Below are 17,420 nucleotides of genomic sequence, written 5' to 3'. Positions count from 1 at the left end.
GAATGGCAATGTATGACACCAGAAACAATTCTAAAAGAAAAGTTTGGCTATAGTTCCTTTCGCAATGGTCAAAAACAAGTAATTACAAAAATTTTGAATAAGCAAAGTGTTCTCGCAATCATGCCAACTGGTGGTGGGAAATCCCTCTGTTATCAGATTCCAGCAATGCTTTTTAGCGGAATTACATTGGTCATTTCACCATTAATTGCGTTAATGAAGGATCAAGTTGACGCATTAAATGAAAACGGAATTCCTGCAACGTTTATTAATAGTAGTATCGGCGCAAATGAAATGAGACAACGATTCCAACAAGCAGCGAGTGGCCAAGTGAAACTCTTGTATATTTCGCCTGAGCGCTTGGATTCCAGTAGTTTTTTATATCAGCTCCAGGATTTGGAGATTTCCTTGGTGGCAGTGGATGAAGCTCACTGTATTTCCCAGTGGGGTCATGATTTTCGCCCCAGTTACTTACGGTTGACGGATACTTTGGCTCAATTACCGATGAATCCCACTGTCGTAGCATTAACGGCCACAGCGACTCCTAAAGTGGCTGAGGATATCAAAGAACGCTTGCATATTCCAGCAGATCAAGAAGTGAAGACGGATTTCACCAGAGAGAACCTTTCTTTTCAGGTTATTAAAGATCAGAATAGCGATCAGTTTTTGCTGGATTACTTGAAAGCCAACAAAACCGAAGCTGGCATTATCTATGCAAGTACGCGTAAAGAAGTGGAACGGCTTACCAAACTGCTTAAAAAGCATAAGGTGAGCGTCACGATGTACCATGGTGGCATGTCTGAAGATGATCGGCGCCAGAATCAAGAAGACTTTCTTTATGATCGGGATCGGGTGATGATTGCGACCAATGCGTTTGGAATGGGAATTGATAAGAGTAATGTCCGCTTTGTCATTCATGCGCAGGTTCCGGGAAGTTTAGAAGCTTATTATCAAGAAGCTGGCCGTGCAGGACGTGACGGTCTACCAAGTGATGTCATTTTGTTATTTAAATTGCATGATGTGCAAATCCAACACTTCTTTATTGATCAATCTGAAATGGATGATGATAATAAACGGCGTGAGTATCAAAAACTTCAAGATATGACTCAGTACGCCAATACCCAAGAATGTTTGCAACAATACATTTTGAATTATTTTGGGGAAGACGGACCAGTTTGTGGAAAATGCAGTAATTGTTTGGACGAACGGGATTCCCAAGATATTACGGTTGAAGCGCAAAAGGTTCTTTCTTGTGTAAAACGGATGCATGAAAATTTTGGAAAAGTATTGATTGCCCAGGTCTTAGCGGGATCTAGGAATCAACGGATTAAACAATTTAATTTTGATCAATTAAGTACGTATGGCTTGTTGAAGAATAAGTCACAAAAGCAATTAACCGAACTCATTGATTTCTTGGCGGCCGCTGGCTATTTGCAGGCGTCTAACGGTCAATATCCGGTGCTGTCATTAACTCTTGCTGGGGTGCGGGTTTTGCAGGGCGAAGAGAAGGTCTTTCGCAAAATGGCGGTTCCCGTCAAAACTAATATCCTTGAGGACAGTGAACTGTTTACCAAACTTCGGATGTTACGACGCAATTTAGCCGAGAGCCAGGGGGTACCACCATTCGTGATCTTCTCAGATAAAACGTTGCGGGCGATGTGTGAATTGTTACCGAAGACGTTGAGTGAAATGGCAGAGGTTAAAGGTGTCGGTAGTCAAAAGCTAGAAAAATATGGTCAACAATTTATTGATGTGATCCAAGCAGATGAGGGTGTCCTCTCGAACACTGCCGAAAAATAAAGGAGATTCAACCAACTAAATAAAGTGGTTGAATCTCTTTTTGAAACTAAATGTTTGGAAAAGTCACTAAAATGTGTTTAAATAGTAACCATTACGATTAACGGAAAGAGGAAGTTGAGATTATGAGAAAAGCAATGGATACAGCAAGTGCTTATCGACGCTTAAAGAGTCCAAGTTTGAAGACAAGAAAAGCTGCTTTACGTGTGATTAAAGCTGCTAAAAAACAAAGAAAGGGGATTGCATAAATAAATGGCAAAGAAATCAAAAATTATTAAGGAACAAAAAATTGAAGCAACTGTTGCGCACTATGCGCCACTTCGTGAAGTGCTTCGCAAGAATCACGATTACGCAGGTTTGAGTCGGTTACCAAGAAATGCTTCACCAACACGGATTCATCGTCGTGATCATCTCGATGGTCGACCACATGCTTATATGCGTAAGTTTGGTTTATCACGACTAAACTTCCGTGATTTAGCACATAAGGGTCAAATTCCAGGTGTGCGGAAGGCTAGTTGGTAGTTAAGTGAGTGCAACAAAACGTTAAAGCCCAATGACATAAGGGGACCGGAGGCGGGATCGCATCCCGTTGTGAGGTTCACTTATGTCATTGGACTTGTTTTGTGGAGCTGTCCTCAAGCTTAGTGGAAAAAGGCAGGTGAAGTGTGACGGAGGCGGGATCGCAATCCCGCGGGAAGCGTACTTATTTTCTGCCTTTTGACTTGCCGAGCTGTCCTCAAAAACAGTGAGTGAAACAAAGCGTTTAAACCTCAAAATGTAAGTGTGACGGCGGAGGGATCGTAATCCCGCCAGAGGCGCACTTACATTTTGTGGTTTGCTTTGTAGAATTGTCCTCAAAAACACTTCATACATCGGCTTAGGTTGATGTATGAAGTGCTTTTTTTGATTAGTTTTCGTTTTCTTGAGGTACTTGAACTTTGGCGTTTGCATGTTGCTTATAAAGATGACAAGCAACGCCGATTACCATGCCGAGTAAAGCTGGTAAGAGCCAATCTAAGCCATATTGGGCAAGTGGCAGGTAACTCTGTTGGAAATTTCCCATGAGCTTACCCAAGGCACTTTGACTTACTACAGGTGGGAAAGCAGCCATCATGTCAAAGAGAGCAGGGATTACTGTGAACGTAACGACAAATTTATAGACAATTGGGTCGCGATGGAACAGTGGTGATAAGACGGACAACAAAATCAAGGCCATTGCTAAAGGATATAGAAACATTAAAACTGGTGTTGACCATGAGATGATTTGATTTAAGCCGAGGTTAGCGGTTAAAAATGACGCACCACTCGTGAATGCTAACCAAGTTTTGTAACTGATTTTGGGAAAGTGTTTATGAAAGTCTTGAGCGAAAGCAGCAACCAAACCAATGGCAGTTGTCAAACAAGTTAGGGTGATCAAAGCGGCCAAAATTGATTGACCAACAACGCCTAAGTAATGATTAACAATTTGATCAAAAGCCACGCCCCCATTTGCGCTGAGCTTGAATTTTCCAAGTGACATTGCTCCTAATAAAATTAAGGCAACATAGATGATCGCTTCAAAGCCCATTGAGAACAAGCCAGCTCTGGCAGTGACCATCGCGATACCGTTCGCGTTTTTCTTGCCCATATATTTAATAGCCGTAACAACGGTGACACCAAATGCGAGACCGGCCAAGGCATCCATAGTATTGTAACCTTGTAAAAATCCATTTGTGAACGCGCCGGTTTTATAAGCAGCGGTAACGGATTGCGTAGCAGGGCTTCCCATGGGATTACTGAAGCCAAGGAAGAAAACAAAGGCTAATAAAAGTAGAAAAATCGGATTCAGTAGTTTACCAACATTAGAGACAATTTTGCTTTGTTCTACCTATAAGAAGAAGGCGAGTCCAAAGAACACTGCCGAAAAAATGACGAGTCCTAAAGTTTGAAAGTGGGCAGGAATGAGTGGAGCTACCCCAACTGTGTAAGAAACGGTGGCAGTCCGGGGTGTGCCAAACAGTGGGCCAATCGTCCCATGGATTAGGATCATGAAGATTAAAGCAAACCCAGCTCCAAGTGGTTTTCCGATATCATAAACGCCTTCCGAACGGGTAATGCTGATTGCCAAAACGGATAATAGCGGCAAAAGGACACCGGTTACCAGAAAACCCAAAGCGGCAGGTACCCAATGTGATCCTGCTAATTGTCCCAGGTGAAGGGGAAAAATTAAATTTCCGGCTCCAAAAAATAATGCAAATAACATCGAACTTACCACAACGTAATCCTTTTTAGTTAACTTTCTCTCTTCTAACATATAACCACTCCTCAATTTATTTAAAATTTAAAATGAGTTAACCATTAGAAAAGTCCATAAAAAAAGTCCCTGCTGGAATATAAATTCCAACAAGGACGTCTTAAACGCGTTACCACCTTTGTTTACAGGATCATCACTGATTCTGCCTTTTCGAGTACGGACCTGCAGATCGATACCCTAGCTCTATAATGGGAGCCCCCAGTGCCTACTCAAACTTCGTAAGCATCGCTCAAAGATGATAGCTTGAGAAATTCATTGACGTCCTTGCACCAAACGACGCTCGCTAAACAATGGCGATTTCTCTTACTTTTCTTTTCATAGCTTTTCTCATTTATTTATAATATGCTTTTAATCTACTCCGTCGACGAACTTTCGTCAAGTCTAAATTGAAAATTAATTGAAATAAATTGTAAAAAAAATAACCGCCAAATGGCAGTTGTTTTTAAAAATGGCAAAAAGCCTATTATTTAACTTTAGATGTATCAGCAATTTTTTCAGTCTTGCCTTTAGCGAAACGTTGGATAGCAACGATTCGTGCTTGACGACGGCGACGTTCACGCTTACCAGCAACTGGACGGCGTTTTGCAAATGAGTTATATGGTGATCGCATGATGTTCCTCCTAAAAAATAAGTTATTATCATTGTAATCTTAAACCACCCTAAAATGCAAATATATTTTAAATAAAAATAAACTAATACAGCGATGTAAGCTTTTATTAATCTCAGTTTCAACACTTGGTAATGTTGCTGACACATTTTTTGGGTAAGATAAATACAAGTTGAAAAAGCCAGAATTGAAAAGGAGGGCGACTTGTTATGAAAAAACATGAATACTTTATTAGTTGGATTGAAAAGCAGCTCAAAGGAAAGCAACCCAAACCTGTAAACTTTTTTACAACGTTCGGGCATTTAAATCGTATCATGAATTCAATTGAGGATGACAAAGGAGCGCTAAGTAATTACAACGAAGAAGAAATTAGAGTCGCTCGCGCCTTAATGCAAATGTCCAATGCTAAGTTTTTAGATGAAATTTCCAAATTAGATCACCAGACAGTGGAACTTTCTGGTGATGGCATTCAAGTTTTACGCTGGTTTAAAGATCGAGATTTAAACAATCAAGGAAATTTAGTGAGCAACCTTGGTTTCTTAACGGATGTCATTTATGATCAAACCAATGAGCAGGCCTGCTCTTGGGATCGACAGACCGTGCGAGTTGCAAGAATGGCTGCCCAGCTTAGCAATGATGAATTGATTACAATCTTGTTGAATTGGCAATTTAAACCAACTACGCAGCAGCCAGTCTCAAAATGGGGAGTCCAGTATCTGCGCAAAAATGAACTAACTAATTTTTATATTTAATTGTGAAAATGAATGTTAAGAGGATTTCTACATAATAGTAGGATCCTTTTTTTGTTTCAACTAGTTCCATTCCTGTCCCTGATAAACTAGTATATAATTAAAGAATCTTAGTAACGGTTAAAAGTGGGGAGGTTTGGCGTATGAAAGTTGATCGCATGCAGGCTTTTAGTGATGGGGTTTATGCAATTTTAATCACAATTTTGGTGTTGGACTTTAACGTTCCAGAATACCGTGCCGGTCATTTGTTAGCTGCATTAGTTAAACAGTGGCCCACGATGTTTGCTTATATCGTTTCATTTTTGTACATTGGCACAGTTTGGCTGTTTCATCATGATTTTTTTCAGACGTTAAAACTGACAAATACGAGTTTGAATGTCATTAATTTAGTGATGCTCTTTTCTGTGACCTTGATTGATTATCCAACGGCGTTAGTTGCTCACTCTCTAACTGTGGGCAACGTGGCCGATATGCGGGTGGCGTTTATCTACTATGACTTGGTGGCGTTATTTATCTCATTGACGTTTGCCTGGCTGTATACCTATGTTCGGCATCATTCAGAACTTACCAAAATGAAACAAGATCAACAACATTTTTATCAAGCAATTAAGTTTGATCCGATTAGAAGTGTTTCAATATACGGCCTGGCAATTCTGGCAACCTTTTTTTCGATTTGGCTAGGAACATTTTTATTACTGGCAGGAATCGTGTATCATTTTGTGGCGTACTTACGTCTAAGCAAGTCGATGCGCCATGTTCTCAAGGCTTCAAAATAATGGAGAGTTTATTATGATTATGACAATGCAAAACGCAACTTCAGAGCGATTGAAAATTAAGGCCTTTTTGGTTTCCAAGGGGTTTAGTCATCGACTGATTAGTTCCATTAAGAAATCAGGAATGTTGAGGATTGATGGGCAGAAGAAGACAACGGCAGATTTTATTGAATCTGGTGACATTTTGAATTTGCGATTGCCTAAAGAAAAATCAGATCCCAATGTGCCGTTTAGTTTTGAACCTTTGACCGTAGTTTTCGAAGATGCTAATTGGCTGGTGATTGATAAACCCGCTGGTCTGCCGTCGGTGCCCGGTCCCAGTAACCGGGATGACACGGTCGTTAATCGGGTGAAGGGCCATTTGAAAAATCAAGGGAGTCAAGATTTGGTTCCCCATGTGATTACACGGTTGGATCGGTTCACAAGTGGCGTGATGCTAATTGCGAAAATCGGTTGGCAGCTAGCGTTTTATCGCCACAAATCGAGCAGCACACGATTCAAAAAAAGTATCGGGCGTTTGTTTCGGGAAGATTGACTGAAAAACAAGGGCTGATTGATAAACCAATTGCTAAAACGGCTGACGGGATTCATCGCGAAATTTCGGAAGATGGGCAACAAGCGCAAACGCGTTTTCAGGTGATTCATCAGTATGAAAACTTTGCTGAAGTAGAAGCAGAGCTGTTAACTGGCCGAACGCATCAAATTCGTGTTCATTTTACCATTTTGGGTCATCCACTGTTAGGTGACAAACTATACGGGGGTCCGCTAGATATGGGCATCACTCGCCAGGCTCTGCATGCTGAATCTCTGACATTTACGGATCCGTTAACTGATCGAGAACAGACGTTTAAAGTGAAACTTCCGGAAGATATGGAGCAATTAAAACATGTTTAAAAATGAAGGTAAATCAGGAAAGATCGTAGCTCAAAAACAAGTATATGAGGGGCCAATTTTTCAATTAGATAAACAAAAAATTGAAACGCCAGATGGTTTGGTGGTAAACAGAGATGTGATTGTGCATCAACCGGCAGTTACGATTTTGGCATTTACACCGGATCAGCATGTTTTGTTAAATACAGAATATCGTGTAGGAATTAATGCAGAAAGCTTGTCTTTACCAGCAGGATTAATTAATCCAAACGAAACGGCGGAAGATGCAGCTAAACGGGAATTATTAGAAGAAACGGGCTATCAAGCAACCCAAGTGCGAGAGCTGACGACAATTACGGCTTCAGAAGGTTTTTCAACAGAGAAGGTTGTATTAATTGTGGCTCAGATTGATCCAGCTAAAAAGATTGCGCAACATTTTGATGCGGATGAGTTTGTGAATAGCCAACTGATTCGTTATGATCATTTAAAACGGTTGATCAAGCAGGGCCGAATTCGTTCAGCACAGGCAATTGCTGCGGTAGGTTATTATGAGATGTTTGGTAAATAGTGGCATGCAACCAGTTTAGAATATTTACTAAAGATTGAAAATATAGAAGTAGTTCTAGTAACTGTTATTAAACATTTTAGCCCACCGAAATTAGATTACTTGCCGTTCTCCGGCTTACTTGGCCTGGAACGAGGTGCGAATTTTTGCGGCTATTTTTGCTACAAGAATCGACAGCGTATGAATCAGTCTGGAAGCAAATGGGCTCAGTAGTGTTATTTATCTTAGCGATTTTTGCTTAGATAAAGGCCGAGCTTAGAGATGTGAATTTCAGCTCTAAGTCGTGCCCACTACGTTCCAGCCCAAATTTGCTGGAAGACGGAATTTAAACTGTTAATCTTTTTTACCAGTTAATTAGATGAATTTTTATACTTTCAAACTTTAGATACTTATCTTTTTGTAAACTTATACTTGCATTGGAACAGACAGCTTTACTTTTTTATCGGCATACCGTAATCTAGTAAATAGATTAAAGGAGGATTTTTGTGATAATTATACGTGAAGCTGATAAAGATGATGCCGGTCAGATAGCGCCATTAATTAATATTATTTATGATGAGATGGAGCTTGATGAATTGGATGATGTTCCTGACCCTGTTTGGATGCGCGTGTTACAACGAGCTTACCAAACGGATGCTTACACTGGTGAAAAGGCCACAACGATTGTGGCAGAAGAAACGACCACAGGCAAAGTGGTTGGGGTAGCGTTTGGTTACCCAGACCAGTATGAAGAAGATTTGGATGCAATTATTGATCGAATCACGCTTAAAGCAAATATTTTTGATGGGGATGTTTTGGATCCTGATTTAGAAGCATTTAAAGATGAATGGTATCTTGATTCCATTGCTGTTGACCCTGAGTATCAAGGCCAAGGCATTGGCGGAAGATTGCTAAAAGCATTGCCTGATTTTGTTCGTCAGGATGGCGATACCATTATTGGCTTGAACGTGGATCTTGCAAACCCCGCTGCCGAGCGTCTGTATGCGCGTCATGGATTTAAAAAAGTGGGCACCAAAAAGATTGGCGATCATATGTATGATCATATGCAAAAACCAATTGTAACAACCGAACCAGTTTACGCTTAGGTTCTTAAATATAAAAAATAGGAGTCGAATTCAGATGAATGTCTGGATTCGGCTTTTTTCTAATCGTTGCGGTATCTTTTACCTTTGTTTTATTATAAAATCAATGTAATCAAGAAAAATAGAAAGTAATGGGGTAATTAAAATGAGTAATGAGGATGAAGATTTCCAAGATGTAGAATTATCATTAGGTGATAAAAAGTTTGAACAAATGCTGTTGGTTTTAAATCACGGAATTACAAAAGATAATGCCAGTCAATACAATTTCAACGGTAATGAAATGCAAGAAGTTGGCGAAAATGTTTGGGCTGTACCTGCATATTTGGCAGACGGTTTTTCACTGTTCTTCTTATATACACAAATTGATACCAAGGATTGGGTCGTTGCCTTTACAGAAGGAAAAATGGGTAAAGAGCAGTTCGAACTTGGAATTCCAATGACGACTGGAAAAGGTTTGAACGTTTTATCTGAAAAAGATATGGAACGCGCACAAATGGTAACTGGCTTTGTGAATGATATTTCCAAAGCTGGCGAAGGTGAGTGGCGCATGATTAACGATCCAGATTCAGACGAGGAGCCAAAGAAGGACTAAGTTTGAGGCAATAACATGACACAAAAAATTATTCGATATGGCATTATGGGGGCCGCCTCCATTGTTCCCCGAATTATTGCAGGAATTCGTGAGTCTTTTAATAGTGAAGTGGTGGCAATTGCAGCACGTAAACTAGAAAAGGCCGAAGTGGTTGCAAGTCAGTTTAACATTTCAAAAGCCTATGGGAGTTATCAAGAACTTTGTAAGGATCCTGATATTGACGTGATTTACATTCCACTTTGGAATGCCGGTCACTATGATGGCGCCAAACTGGCCTTGAACAATCATAAAAATGTTCTTTTGGAAAAGCCATTTACTTTAAAACTCGCGCAAGCACAAGAGCTATTTGCATTGGCTAAAAAGCAACATTGTTTCATCATGGAAGCTCAAAAGGCGGCCTTTTTACCAATTACCGATCAGGTTCGACAGCAGCTCGTAACTAAACATGCGATTGGAGATATTCAAGGGGTCACGATTCAAGAATCACATCCAGGCATTGAAAAAATTCCCTGGTTCCATGATGTGTCTGTAGGTGGTGGTGCTTTTTATGGCAGTGCTTCATATTCTGCAGAGTACCTTCAACTGGTTTTGGAAAGCGATATTACAGCTTATCAGGGTCAAATTAGTAAAGTTGGGTCGCAGGCGGATGACCAAGTCCAAGTAAACTTTAGATTGAGTTCGGGAGTTCTGGCGAGCGTTTATATAACGACAACGACTGATCAAGTGCCTAGTCAAATGACATTTTGGGGCACAACTGGATCATTAAAGGTTCCCAATTATTGGAAAACAGATCATTATGAATTGACAGTTGGCGATAAAACGCAGAAGTTTGCGCACCCCCAGGCGAGTGAATTTGTGTATGAATTTAATCATGTTTCTGAACAAATTTTAAACGGTAAACAATTAAGTCCGATTATGAAACCGGCTATTACACTGCAAACAACCAAGATTATTGAAGATTTGTATCACAGCTGGTATGCAGAAGATTAAGATAGTTGATATTTTATGTCTTTTTGCTTGTGACTTAGTTTCAAAGATGCTACTCTTTGTTTGGGGTAGGGTTCGATCTTCGTACCAAGTAATACCTGCAAATATCGGCCGATTTTTTGGATGGACCGATGCTTATCATGTTGCAACGTTTTTAAGAAGAAAGTTTTGTGAAAGATTTTTTAATTAGATGCGTACAAATACGCTTGACTACTCTTCCTACTGAATCCTAGGAAAGGTAAGGAATCGTAATTGAAACAATATGTACCTTGAAACTTTATGTTTTAGATTGGTACTTAGATCTATCCCCCAGGCACTTTTCAAGTTGAGCAGGTTCTTGAAAGGTGCTTTTTTGATGCCTTTTATTAGGCAATCGGGTGTCTGGAAAAGCGAGAAGCAATTTGTGACAGTGTGATATAATGAAAGATATGAAATTAACGATTAAATTCTAAAATGGGAGGCAACCAAGATGTTTGTTGTGAGTATTATTATCCTTCTGATTGCTGTTGCAATTGGGTTTGAAATTCGTAAAATTGAACATCAGCGACAGTTGAAAATAGCCCATGAACAAGCACAACAGACGCTTGCCAAGGCTGAGGCAGAAGGGAAAGCTGCCGCCCAAAAAGAACATAAAAAAGGACGTGCTGAAACTTTAGCTTACCAAGAGTCAATTGATCAAGAGATCACAACTGATGTGAAAGATAATGAGCGTAAGGCAACCTGGTTGGATCAACGTGATCAAGTTTTGAAAGAAAAAGAGGATCTTTTAAACCGGCGTTCTGATAACTTTAAGAGCAAACAAGACGCTTTAAAAGATGATAAGTCAGCACTAAAAGAAATAAAACAACAGGCAGAAGGCTTAATCGGCAAACGGGAAGAAACCTTAGAAGAAACGGCCGAAATGAGCAAAGCTAAGGCAAAAGATTACGTTTTAGATCAAACTTCTCGGGACTTAAAAGAAGAAGAAAAACGAGTTGTTCGAAACACAGAAACTGAATATAAGAGCAGTAGCGAAAAGGAAGCCAAAAATCTAATTTCTCACGCCATTGAGCACAGTGGGATTCGGTCCCATGTTTATTCATCTAACCGAACCATGGAAGTGCCTAACAATGAGGCGCTTGGTAAAATTATCGGGAATTCTGGTCAAAATGTCCGGGCCTTAGAGGCTTTGACAGGGATTGATATTAATATTGATGATCAAAAACGGATGATTACCTTGAATGGGTATGATCCCATGCGTCGTGAAATTGCCAAACGCGCAATGACGCAGATTGTTCAAGTAAATCGGATTAATCCGGACATTGTTGAACAAATTGTAAATCAAACTGTGAAATCAGTGGATGAACTCATTCGTGGGTTCGGTGAGCAAGCAATTAATGAGTTGAATATTAAAAATATGCATCCCGATTTAATCAAGTTGATTGGGAGAATGCATTTTCGGACCAGTTATGGCCAGAATATTTTGGATCACTCGATCGAAGCAGCCAATCTAGCAGGTGTGTTTGCGGCTGAACTTGGCGAGGATGTAAACCTAGCGAAACGGGCGGGGCTCTTGCATGATATTGGAAAAGCAATTGACCGTGATGTTGAGGCTACCCATGTGGAATTAGGTGTAGAGCTTGCAACTAAATACCATGAAGATCCGGTTGTGATTAATGCAATTGCTTCTCATCATGGGGATGTAGAAGCTAAATATGTTATTTCTGATCTAGTGGCTGCTGCCGATGCCATTTCTGGTGCGCGCCAGGGTGCTCGTAGTGAATCTGCTGCAGACTATCTACAAAGAATTTCTAGTTTAGAGGGAATTGCCAACCAATATCCTGGAGTTCAGGAAAGCTACGCCATTCAGGCGGGCCGTGAACTTCGAGTAATTGTTAAGCCTAACCAAACTTCCGATAAGAGTATTGAGAAGCTGGCTGGCAATGTTAAAGATCAAATTGAGCAAGAAGTTACCTACCCTGGTCAGGTGAAGGTGACAGTTGTTCGTAAATTACAAGTGGTTGAGTACGCGGGGTAAACATGGAAAAAATAACTGAAAAAGAACAAGAGATTCTTAAGACAGTCGATAAGTTTGTGTATTCAAAGCTAAGTGATGACAAAACGGGACATGACTATGCTCACATTCAACGGGTTGTAAAAATGGCCCAGCGCTTGGCTCAAGACAGTGCACAAGGGCGTCTTTTTGTCGTTCTGGTAAGTGCGGAGTTGCATGATGTAATTGATGAAAAAATTGTAGCAGATCAAACCAAGGCAGAAAACGAAGTCAGGTCATTTTTAGAAGCCCATCAGGTTTTCCAAGCTGATATTGACGCAATCTTTGCAATCATTACACACATGTCATTTTCGAAGAATCTTGAACATCATTACCAATTAACCCTTGAAGGGCAGATTGTTCAGGATGCGGATCGTCTGGATGCGATTGGTGCAATTGGGATTGGCCGGGCTTTTTATTATGGCGGGGCCCATGGCCATATCATGTATGATCCGAAGATTGCTCCCCGGCAAAAAATGACTCACGATGAATATCGTCAGAATGAAACGGTGATTAACCACTTTTATGAAAAGCTTTTAAAGCTTGCAGATTTAATGAATACCAGCGCTGCTAAACAAGCTGCGCAACATCGAACAGCGGTATTAGAAGATTTTCTACAAGAATTTAAAGCTGAATGGAATCAAAATAAATAATTGGAGCGACTCATGTTAAAAAATCAAAACTCAATTTCTGCTAAATATGCCTGGACTTCGGGCTTTCTTTTTGCTTTATTACTAGCGGCTGTAAAAGCCAACTCTGCTTTGCTTTTGCGATTCGATACAGGAATCATTAGTATTGTTCAAAACAGCATGCCTACGTTCGTAACTGACATCATGAAGGCCGTTACGACGATTGCGGAACCAAAATTTGCAATTGTCTATGCCGTTATTATTGCTGCCGTCTTATGGTTCATGCGGCTGCGGGTTGATGCAATCTGGACGTTAGCTACCCTGGGTGGTGGCGATGTGGTGGCTTATATCTTCAAAGAAATTGCCCAACGGCCCCGGCCAAGATGGAATCAAGTAATTCCTGAAACGGGATTTAGTTTTCCAAGTGGGCATACATTTGGCGCTGTGCTAATCGTCTTTTTCTTGGTTTGGTTCTTTGTGAGCCAAATCAATTCACAAACGGTGCAAAAGGTTTGTCAGATTGTATTGATCATTTGGGTTGTGTTAGTTATGTACTCCAGAGTTTACCTTGGTGCCCATTATCCTTCCGATGTCTTTGCGGCGTTCTTCTTAGCCGTTGCATGGTTGGCAATCGCCCGTTGGTTGTATAATAAGTTTTACGATTTGGTCGCAAGATATGTAGAGACTGACGCGCAAGGTCGGCATAGTCGCCATTAAAATAATTTAAGACTAAAAAAGGCTTCAAACGATTTTCTTCGTTTGAAGCCTTTTTAATACTAATAAGTACCTTTGATTACAAAGTAGGATCCGCGAATCGTTCCAGCTAAACGCGATTTTTGATGGGCAAATTTAAATTTGTCTTCAAATTCTTTAGGAATAGCCATTCCGTCCGAGAGTTTAAACCCAACGGCGCGCTTACCAGCTGGATCTAAACTATACATCACATTGACCGCAAGACCGTTTTCGTAAAAAATATAGGCCATTTTGATGTTATCGACTTCAAAAGTTGTGGTTTCCAATGGTTTATCCGCAAACTTCATGTCTTTTTCTAAAAGAATTTTTTCTATCCAGGCAACGGTTTCGGGATCCCCGTCGGCAGGAACGGTGGTAAAAATATGTTTATATTTGTTCCAGTAATAGCGAGCTTCGTTTGCGCGTAAGCCAGCCAGAGCTTTTGCAACTGGTGAGCTTTCGAGTCCCACTGTTGAAACAGTTTTGAAATCGACTTGATAGGTCATTTAAAAATTCCTCGTTTCGTATTTGTAATATCGTAAGTATAGAATTTCAGCGGGTTGGGGTCAATTAATAGTGGATGATAAATTACAAAATAGGGGATTTTTATGTAAAAAACATTGTTATAGTTCGTTTCATCTTAAAAAACCAACGCGATGAGATCAGTTTGTGGTAGAATTTAAGTTATCAAAAGTTTTGCAGGAGGCGAGATTTTGGCATTTAATTTAACGTTACTTTCAACAAGTGATGTTCACGGCTTCGTGTACCCAACTAATTTTGTGAAACGCCATTCCAATTTGCCGTTTGGTCTTTTAAAAGCGGCGAGTATTATTGAAAATGAACGCAAAAAAACAACAGATCCCGTTTTAACTATTGATGCGGGAGATGTTTTAGAAGGGTCACCGTTAACCGAATATTTGGCTAAATTTAGTAATCCGTCCGCACCGCAACGCCTGCTTAAAGCGTACAATGCGATTGGGTATGATATTGGGGTATTAGGTAATCACGAGTTCAATTATGGAATGAGTTATCTAAACGCTGCTATTCGAAGTACAGATTATCCGATGCTATCAGCCAATATTTTAAATGACAATGATGAACCAATTGGTGATGGCGCTTATCGAATTTTAAAAATTCATGGAGTTCGGATCGCCATTTTGGGGTTAACAACGGCTTACATTCCTTTCTGGGAAGATCCAGTACATATTAAGGGACTTAAATTCAACAGGGTACTTGATACTGCTAAACGTTATGTTCCGTGGCTAAGAAAACGTGCCGATGTTGTGATTGTTGTTTATCATGGCGGTTTTGAACGCGATTTGAAATCGGGGATAGAAACCGAATCGCTTCGTGGCGAGAACGTTGGCTATGAACTTCTGAAAACGGTGAAAGGCATTGATGCTTTAATTTCTGCCCATCAACATCGATTAATTGCAACTAAATTATTTGGTGTGCCGATTGTGCAAGCCGGTCATCGCGGAGCAGCGGTTGGCAAAATCGTTTTAAAAATTGATCCAAGTCGTCCCCACATGGTGGTGGATGCTACGGCTGAATTATGTTCGGCTGCAAAAGCACCAGTACATAAAAAGTTAAGGGCCATTATGTCAGATGTTGAAACTGACACGCAGACTTGGTTGGATCAACCACTGGGTCAAGTTCATGGAGATATGAGAATTAACAATCCCTTTCGGGCGCGCGTTGAAGAGTCGGCATTTATTGAGTTTATTCAAAAAGTTCAAATGGCAGCTACAGGAACTTCCATTTCGGCGACGGCCTTGTTCAATGATGAGGCAACCGGATTTGGTAGCCAAATTACGATGCGTGAAGTGGTTACAAATTATATTTATCCTAACTCACTAGCAGTGCTGCGAGTTTCCGGAGCAGATCTGCGGGCGGCATTGGAAGTGAGCGCCAAGTATTTCACGTTGGATGGCCATAATCAATTGATGGTAAATCCAAAGTATCTATCGCCCAAAAAACGTCATTATAATTATGATATGTATGAAGGCATTGACTACACATTAGATATCTCCAAACCAATTGGTAAACGGGTTACCCAATTAAGCTGTAAGGGGCATACCATTGAAGCCAATGACTCATTTGAAATTGTTTTGAATAAGTATCGGGCTGTTGGTGGTGGTCATTATCCTATGTTTTCCGAGTCGAAAATTATTCGCGAAAATACGGAAGCCATGTCAGAATTAATTGCCGATTATCTTCAGCAGCATCCGATCATTGAAGCTACCGTTAATAATAATTTTAAGGTTATAAAATAAGACCAACGATTAAAATTCGGAGGCCTTATTTTTGTATAATGAACGGGACTTGCTTACTCACCTATTTTGGTTGATAATTATGGCTGAAGGGGAGTTTTACGATGCATGATAATTCAAATATGAGCGGGATACGATTCCTACTTGTTACAATTTTGAATGCTTTGATCACAGTGGTTGAGTTAATAGGAGGGATGCTTTCTGGTAGTTTAGCACTTCTTTCTGATGCCTTTCATAATCTCGGCGATTCTGCATCAGTTGTTTTGGCGTATGTAGCGAGTCGAATCGGGCTCAAGAATTCAAATGATTCAAAAACATTTGGATATCGAAGAGCCGAAATCATTTCAGCATTTATCAATTCAATATTTTTAATTTTAGTATCCGTAGTTTTAATGGGGGAAAGTGTCCGCCGTCTGTTTCACCCAGAGGCAGTGAATGGTGGCATTATGCTGATTGTGGCCATCATTGGGACAATTGCAAATTTTGGGTCGGCTTTGTTGTTAAGCAAAGGGGCAAAGGATAATCTAAACATAAAAGCGACGTATCTTCATATTCTGAGTGATGCGTTGTCGTCTTTTGGAATTATCATTGGTGCCATTATCATTCAAATTTGGAAGATTGACCTTGTAGATCCAATTGTGACGATTTTAGTTTCGCTTTATATTTTATGGGAAACATGGCCTGTGTTAAAAGAATCAATTAATATTCTGATGCAGGCGGCTCCAAATCTTGATTTTGAGGCAATGAAACGTGATATGTTAAAAGAGCCTGGAGTGGTCAATGTCCATCATATTCACGCTTGGCAAATTGATGAAAATCGGATTATGTTTTCTGCACATATTAATTTAAACGATCAATTATTAAGTGATGTGGAGCCTGTTTACCGTGATTTAGAGAATTTATTGCAAAAAAAATATCACGTGGATCACGTGACTTTACAGGCTGAAGTTTTTCGTGGAAAAAGTAATGAGCTATTTACGCGCGACCGGCATGATATTTAATGGATGTTGCTGACTAGCTTTCTACCACAAGATGTTTGTGATGAGAAATTTCCCAGTCATTCCATGATATTTCTGGAGCACCATTAGGAGTGAAGCTTTGGCCAAGGTGCGCGATTACTTGAATGTAATCTGCCCGGGAAGCTTCAATACTGATGGATAGCAGTTCCTCTTTGGTTAGGTAACGATTCCGCGCAATGAAGGCGTTGATGTCACTCAAATAACCAGCGGGAACATATGAAGAAATAATCTCAAGGTTTTCTGACTTGTAAAGTTTGATATAGAACTTTGCAAACGTGGTAACGGCTTTGAGTTGATTTGGTGCAGTTAGTTCTGTGATTGATACTGAATTACTCATAATAGACCTTCCTTAGATAATTGTTTACAAATTAAGTATAGACCTTTATCATAAAAAGGTTAGTGTAAGGTTTTCCTAGATGGTCA

19 protein-coding genes, 1 pseudogene and 1 other annotated feature are annotated in these 17,420 nt (G+C 40.1%); of the genes and pseudogenes, 16 read left to right on the top strand and 4 right to left on the bottom strand.

All coding sequences use genetic code 11. The features are described 5' to 3' along the window. Positions 1-12 precede the first annotated feature (12 nt). From recQ to rpsN, 3 genes are all read left to right on the top strand, one after another. Positions 13-1,797 (top strand): DNA helicase RecQ, encoded by a 1,785-nt coding sequence (recQ, locus tag IV84_RS00390; protein WP_046871259.1) that lies wholly within the window; start codon positions 13-15, stop codon positions 1,795-1,797. Between the two features lie 122 nt (positions 1,798-1,919). Beyond that, entirely contained in the window at positions 1,920-2,042 is a 123-nt protein-coding gene (locus IV84_RS10990) for a putative metal homeostasis protein (RefSeq protein WP_100077832.1), read from the top strand. A gap of 4 nt (positions 2,043-2,046) precedes the next feature. Then, entirely contained in the window at positions 2,047-2,316 is a 270-nt protein-coding gene (rpsN, locus tag IV84_RS00385; RefSeq protein ID WP_056985960.1) for a 30S ribosomal protein S14, read from the top strand. 385 nt (positions 2,317-2,701) lie between these two features. Here the strand turns inward: rpsN and brnQ are convergent. Further along, a pseudogene (gene brnQ, locus IV84_RS00380) lies at positions 2,702-4,087 on the bottom strand (branched-chain amino acid transport system II carrier protein). Between the two features lie 88 nt (positions 4,088-4,175). Next, positions 4,176-4,415, bottom strand: a binding site (T-box leader). A gap of 135 nt (positions 4,416-4,550) precedes the next feature. Continuing rightward, on the bottom strand, positions 4,551-4,697 hold the full coding sequence (locus IV84_RS11050) for a hypothetical protein (RefSeq protein ID WP_100077831.1): 147 nt from the start codon (positions 4,695-4,697) through the stop codon (positions 4,551-4,553). Positions 4,698-4,903: 206 nt separating this feature from the next. Here IV84_RS11050 and IV84_RS00375 point away from each other — a divergent pair, with 206 nt between their 5' ends. The 11 genes from IV84_RS00375 (at position 4,904) to IV84_RS00330 (ending at position 13,690) form a co-directional block, all read left to right on the top strand. Next, positions 4,904-5,446 (top strand): hypothetical protein, encoded by a 543-nt coding sequence (locus IV84_RS00375; protein ID WP_046871262.1) that lies wholly within the window; start codon positions 4,904-4,906, stop codon positions 5,444-5,446. Positions 5,447-5,586: 140 nt separating this feature from the next. Continuing rightward, the gene (locus IV84_RS00370; protein ID WP_046871263.1) at positions 5,587-6,219 is read left to right on the top strand and encodes a TMEM175 family protein; all 633 of its coding nucleotides are present in this window, start codon (positions 5,587-5,589) and stop codon (positions 6,217-6,219) included. A gap of 13 nt (positions 6,220-6,232) precedes the next feature. Next, entirely contained in the window at positions 6,233-6,751 is a 519-nt protein-coding gene (locus IV84_RS11375) for a pseudouridine synthase (RefSeq protein WP_307722700.1), read from the top strand. After that, the gene (locus tag IV84_RS11370; protein ID WP_307722701.1) at positions 6,670-7,110 is read left to right on the top strand and encodes an RluA family pseudouridine synthase; all 441 of its coding nucleotides are present in this window, start codon (positions 6,670-6,672) and stop codon (positions 7,108-7,110) included. The genes IV84_RS11375 and IV84_RS11370 overlap by 82 nt, the downstream gene beginning before the upstream one ends. Then, the gene (locus tag IV84_RS00360) at positions 7,103-7,654 is read left to right on the top strand and encodes an NUDIX hydrolase (RefSeq protein WP_046871265.1); all 552 of its coding nucleotides are present in this window, start codon (positions 7,103-7,105) and stop codon (positions 7,652-7,654) included. Before IV84_RS11370 ends, IV84_RS00360 begins: the two co-directional genes overlap by 8 nt. Before the next feature lie 482 nt (positions 7,655-8,136). Next, positions 8,137-8,736 (top strand): GNAT family N-acetyltransferase, encoded by a 600-nt coding sequence (locus tag IV84_RS00355; protein WP_056985959.1) that lies wholly within the window; start codon positions 8,137-8,139, stop codon positions 8,734-8,736. A 142-nt stretch (positions 8,737-8,878) separates the two neighbouring features. Next, entirely contained in the window at positions 8,879-9,325 is a 447-nt protein-coding gene (locus IV84_RS00350) for a hypothetical protein (protein WP_046871267.1), read from the top strand. Between the two features lie 15 nt (positions 9,326-9,340). Continuing rightward, complete coding sequence (locus IV84_RS00345; RefSeq protein ID WP_046871268.1) at positions 9,341-10,315, top strand: Gfo/Idh/MocA family protein; 975 nt, start codon at positions 9,341-9,343, stop codon at positions 10,313-10,315. Positions 10,316-10,781: 466 nt separating this feature from the next. After that, positions 10,782-12,329, top strand: a complete 1,548-nt coding sequence (rny, locus tag IV84_RS00340) for a ribonuclease Y (protein WP_056985958.1) — start codon at positions 10,782-10,784, stop codon at positions 12,327-12,329. Positions 12,330-12,340: 11 nt separating this feature from the next. Further along, complete coding sequence (locus tag IV84_RS00335) at positions 12,341-12,997, top strand: HD domain-containing protein (protein ID WP_080945514.1); 657 nt, start codon at positions 12,341-12,343, stop codon at positions 12,995-12,997. Positions 12,998-13,009: 12 nt separating this feature from the next. Further along, positions 13,010-13,690, top strand: coding sequence for a phosphatase PAP2 family protein (locus tag IV84_RS00330; protein ID WP_046871271.1), 681 nt, complete (start codon positions 13,010-13,012; stop codon positions 13,688-13,690). Between the two features lie 59 nt (positions 13,691-13,749). On the opposite strand, the gene IV84_RS00325 is transcribed toward IV84_RS00330, so the two are convergent. Continuing rightward, on the bottom strand, positions 13,750-14,211 hold the full coding sequence (locus tag IV84_RS00325; RefSeq protein WP_046871272.1) for a hypothetical protein: 462 nt from the start codon (positions 14,209-14,211) through the stop codon (positions 13,750-13,752). A 207-nt stretch (positions 14,212-14,418) separates the two neighbouring features. On the opposite strand from IV84_RS00325, the gene IV84_RS00320 reads away from it, so the two are divergent. Both IV84_RS00320 and IV84_RS00315 read left to right on the top strand, forming a co-directional pair. Then, positions 14,419-15,981, top strand: a complete 1,563-nt coding sequence (locus tag IV84_RS00320; protein WP_056985957.1) for a bifunctional metallophosphatase/5'-nucleotidase — start codon at positions 14,419-14,421, stop codon at positions 15,979-15,981. Between the two features lie 101 nt (positions 15,982-16,082). Then, positions 16,083-16,979, top strand: a complete 897-nt coding sequence (locus IV84_RS00315; RefSeq protein ID WP_046871274.1) for a cation diffusion facilitator family transporter — start codon at positions 16,083-16,085, stop codon at positions 16,977-16,979. A 13-nt stretch (positions 16,980-16,992) separates the two neighbouring features. Here IV84_RS00315 and IV84_RS00310 read toward each other — a convergent pair whose 3' ends face one another. Next, on the bottom strand, positions 16,993-17,334 hold the full coding sequence (locus tag IV84_RS00310; protein ID WP_052694486.1) for a hypothetical protein: 342 nt from the start codon (positions 17,332-17,334) through the stop codon (positions 16,993-16,995). Between the last annotated feature and the right edge of the window lie 86 nt (positions 17,335-17,420).

This window comes from Pediococcus damnosus, assembly GCF_001437255.1.
GTDB lineage: Bacteria > Bacillota > Bacilli > Lactobacillales > Lactobacillaceae > Pediococcus > Pediococcus damnosus.
The sequence above is the reverse complement of the archived record's forward strand: the minus strand, read 5'-3'. Positions and strand labels throughout refer to the sequence as shown.

What these genes read in the sequence shown, in the direction of transcription:
- IV84_RS00345 (WP_046871268.1), top strand. Translation starts at nt 9,341, where the DNA reads ATGACACAAAAAATTATTCGATATGGCATTATGGGGGCCGCCTCCATT.
- IV84_RS00330 (WP_046871271.1), top strand. Translation starts at nt 13,010, where the DNA reads ATGTTAAAAAATCAAAACTCAATTTCTGCTAAATATGCCTGGACTTCG.
- IV84_RS00310 (WP_052694486.1), bottom strand. Translation starts at nt 17,334, where the DNA reads ATGAGTAATTCAGTATCAATCACAGAACTAACTGCACCAAATCAACTC.
- IV84_RS00350 (WP_046871267.1), top strand. Translation starts at nt 8,879, where the DNA reads ATGAGTAATGAGGATGAAGATTTCCAAGATGTAGAATTATCATTAGGT.
- IV84_RS11050 (WP_100077831.1), bottom strand. Translation starts at nt 4,697, where the DNA reads ATGCGATCACCATATAACTCATTTGCAAAACGCCGTCCAGTTGCTGGT.
- IV84_RS00315 (WP_046871274.1), top strand. Translation starts at nt 16,083, where the DNA reads ATGCATGATAATTCAAATATGAGCGGGATACGATTCCTACTTGTTACA.
- rpsN (WP_056985960.1), top strand. Translation starts at nt 2,047, where the DNA reads ATGGCAAAGAAATCAAAAATTATTAAGGAACAAAAAATTGAAGCAACT.
- IV84_RS00370 (WP_046871263.1), top strand. Translation starts at nt 5,587, where the DNA reads ATGAAAGTTGATCGCATGCAGGCTTTTAGTGATGGGGTTTATGCAATT.
- recQ (WP_046871259.1), top strand. Translation starts at nt 13, where the DNA reads ATGACACCAGAAACAATTCTAAAAGAAAAGTTTGGCTATAGTTCCTTT.
- IV84_RS11375 (WP_307722700.1), top strand. Translation starts at nt 6,233, where the DNA reads ATGATTATGACAATGCAAAACGCAACTTCAGAGCGATTGAAAATTAAG.
- IV84_RS00325 (WP_046871272.1), bottom strand. Translation starts at nt 14,211, where the DNA reads ATGACCTATCAAGTCGATTTCAAAACTGTTTCAACAGTGGGACTCGAA.
- IV84_RS10990 (WP_100077832.1), top strand. Translation starts at nt 1,920, where the DNA reads ATGAGAAAAGCAATGGATACAGCAAGTGCTTATCGACGCTTAAAGAGT.
- rny (WP_056985958.1), top strand. Translation starts at nt 10,782, where the DNA reads ATGTTTGTTGTGAGTATTATTATCCTTCTGATTGCTGTTGCAATTGGG.
- IV84_RS00375 (WP_046871262.1), top strand. Translation starts at nt 4,904, where the DNA reads ATGAAAAAACATGAATACTTTATTAGTTGGATTGAAAAGCAGCTCAAA.
- IV84_RS00360 (WP_046871265.1), top strand. Translation starts at nt 7,103, where the DNA reads ATGTTTAAAAATGAAGGTAAATCAGGAAAGATCGTAGCTCAAAAACAA.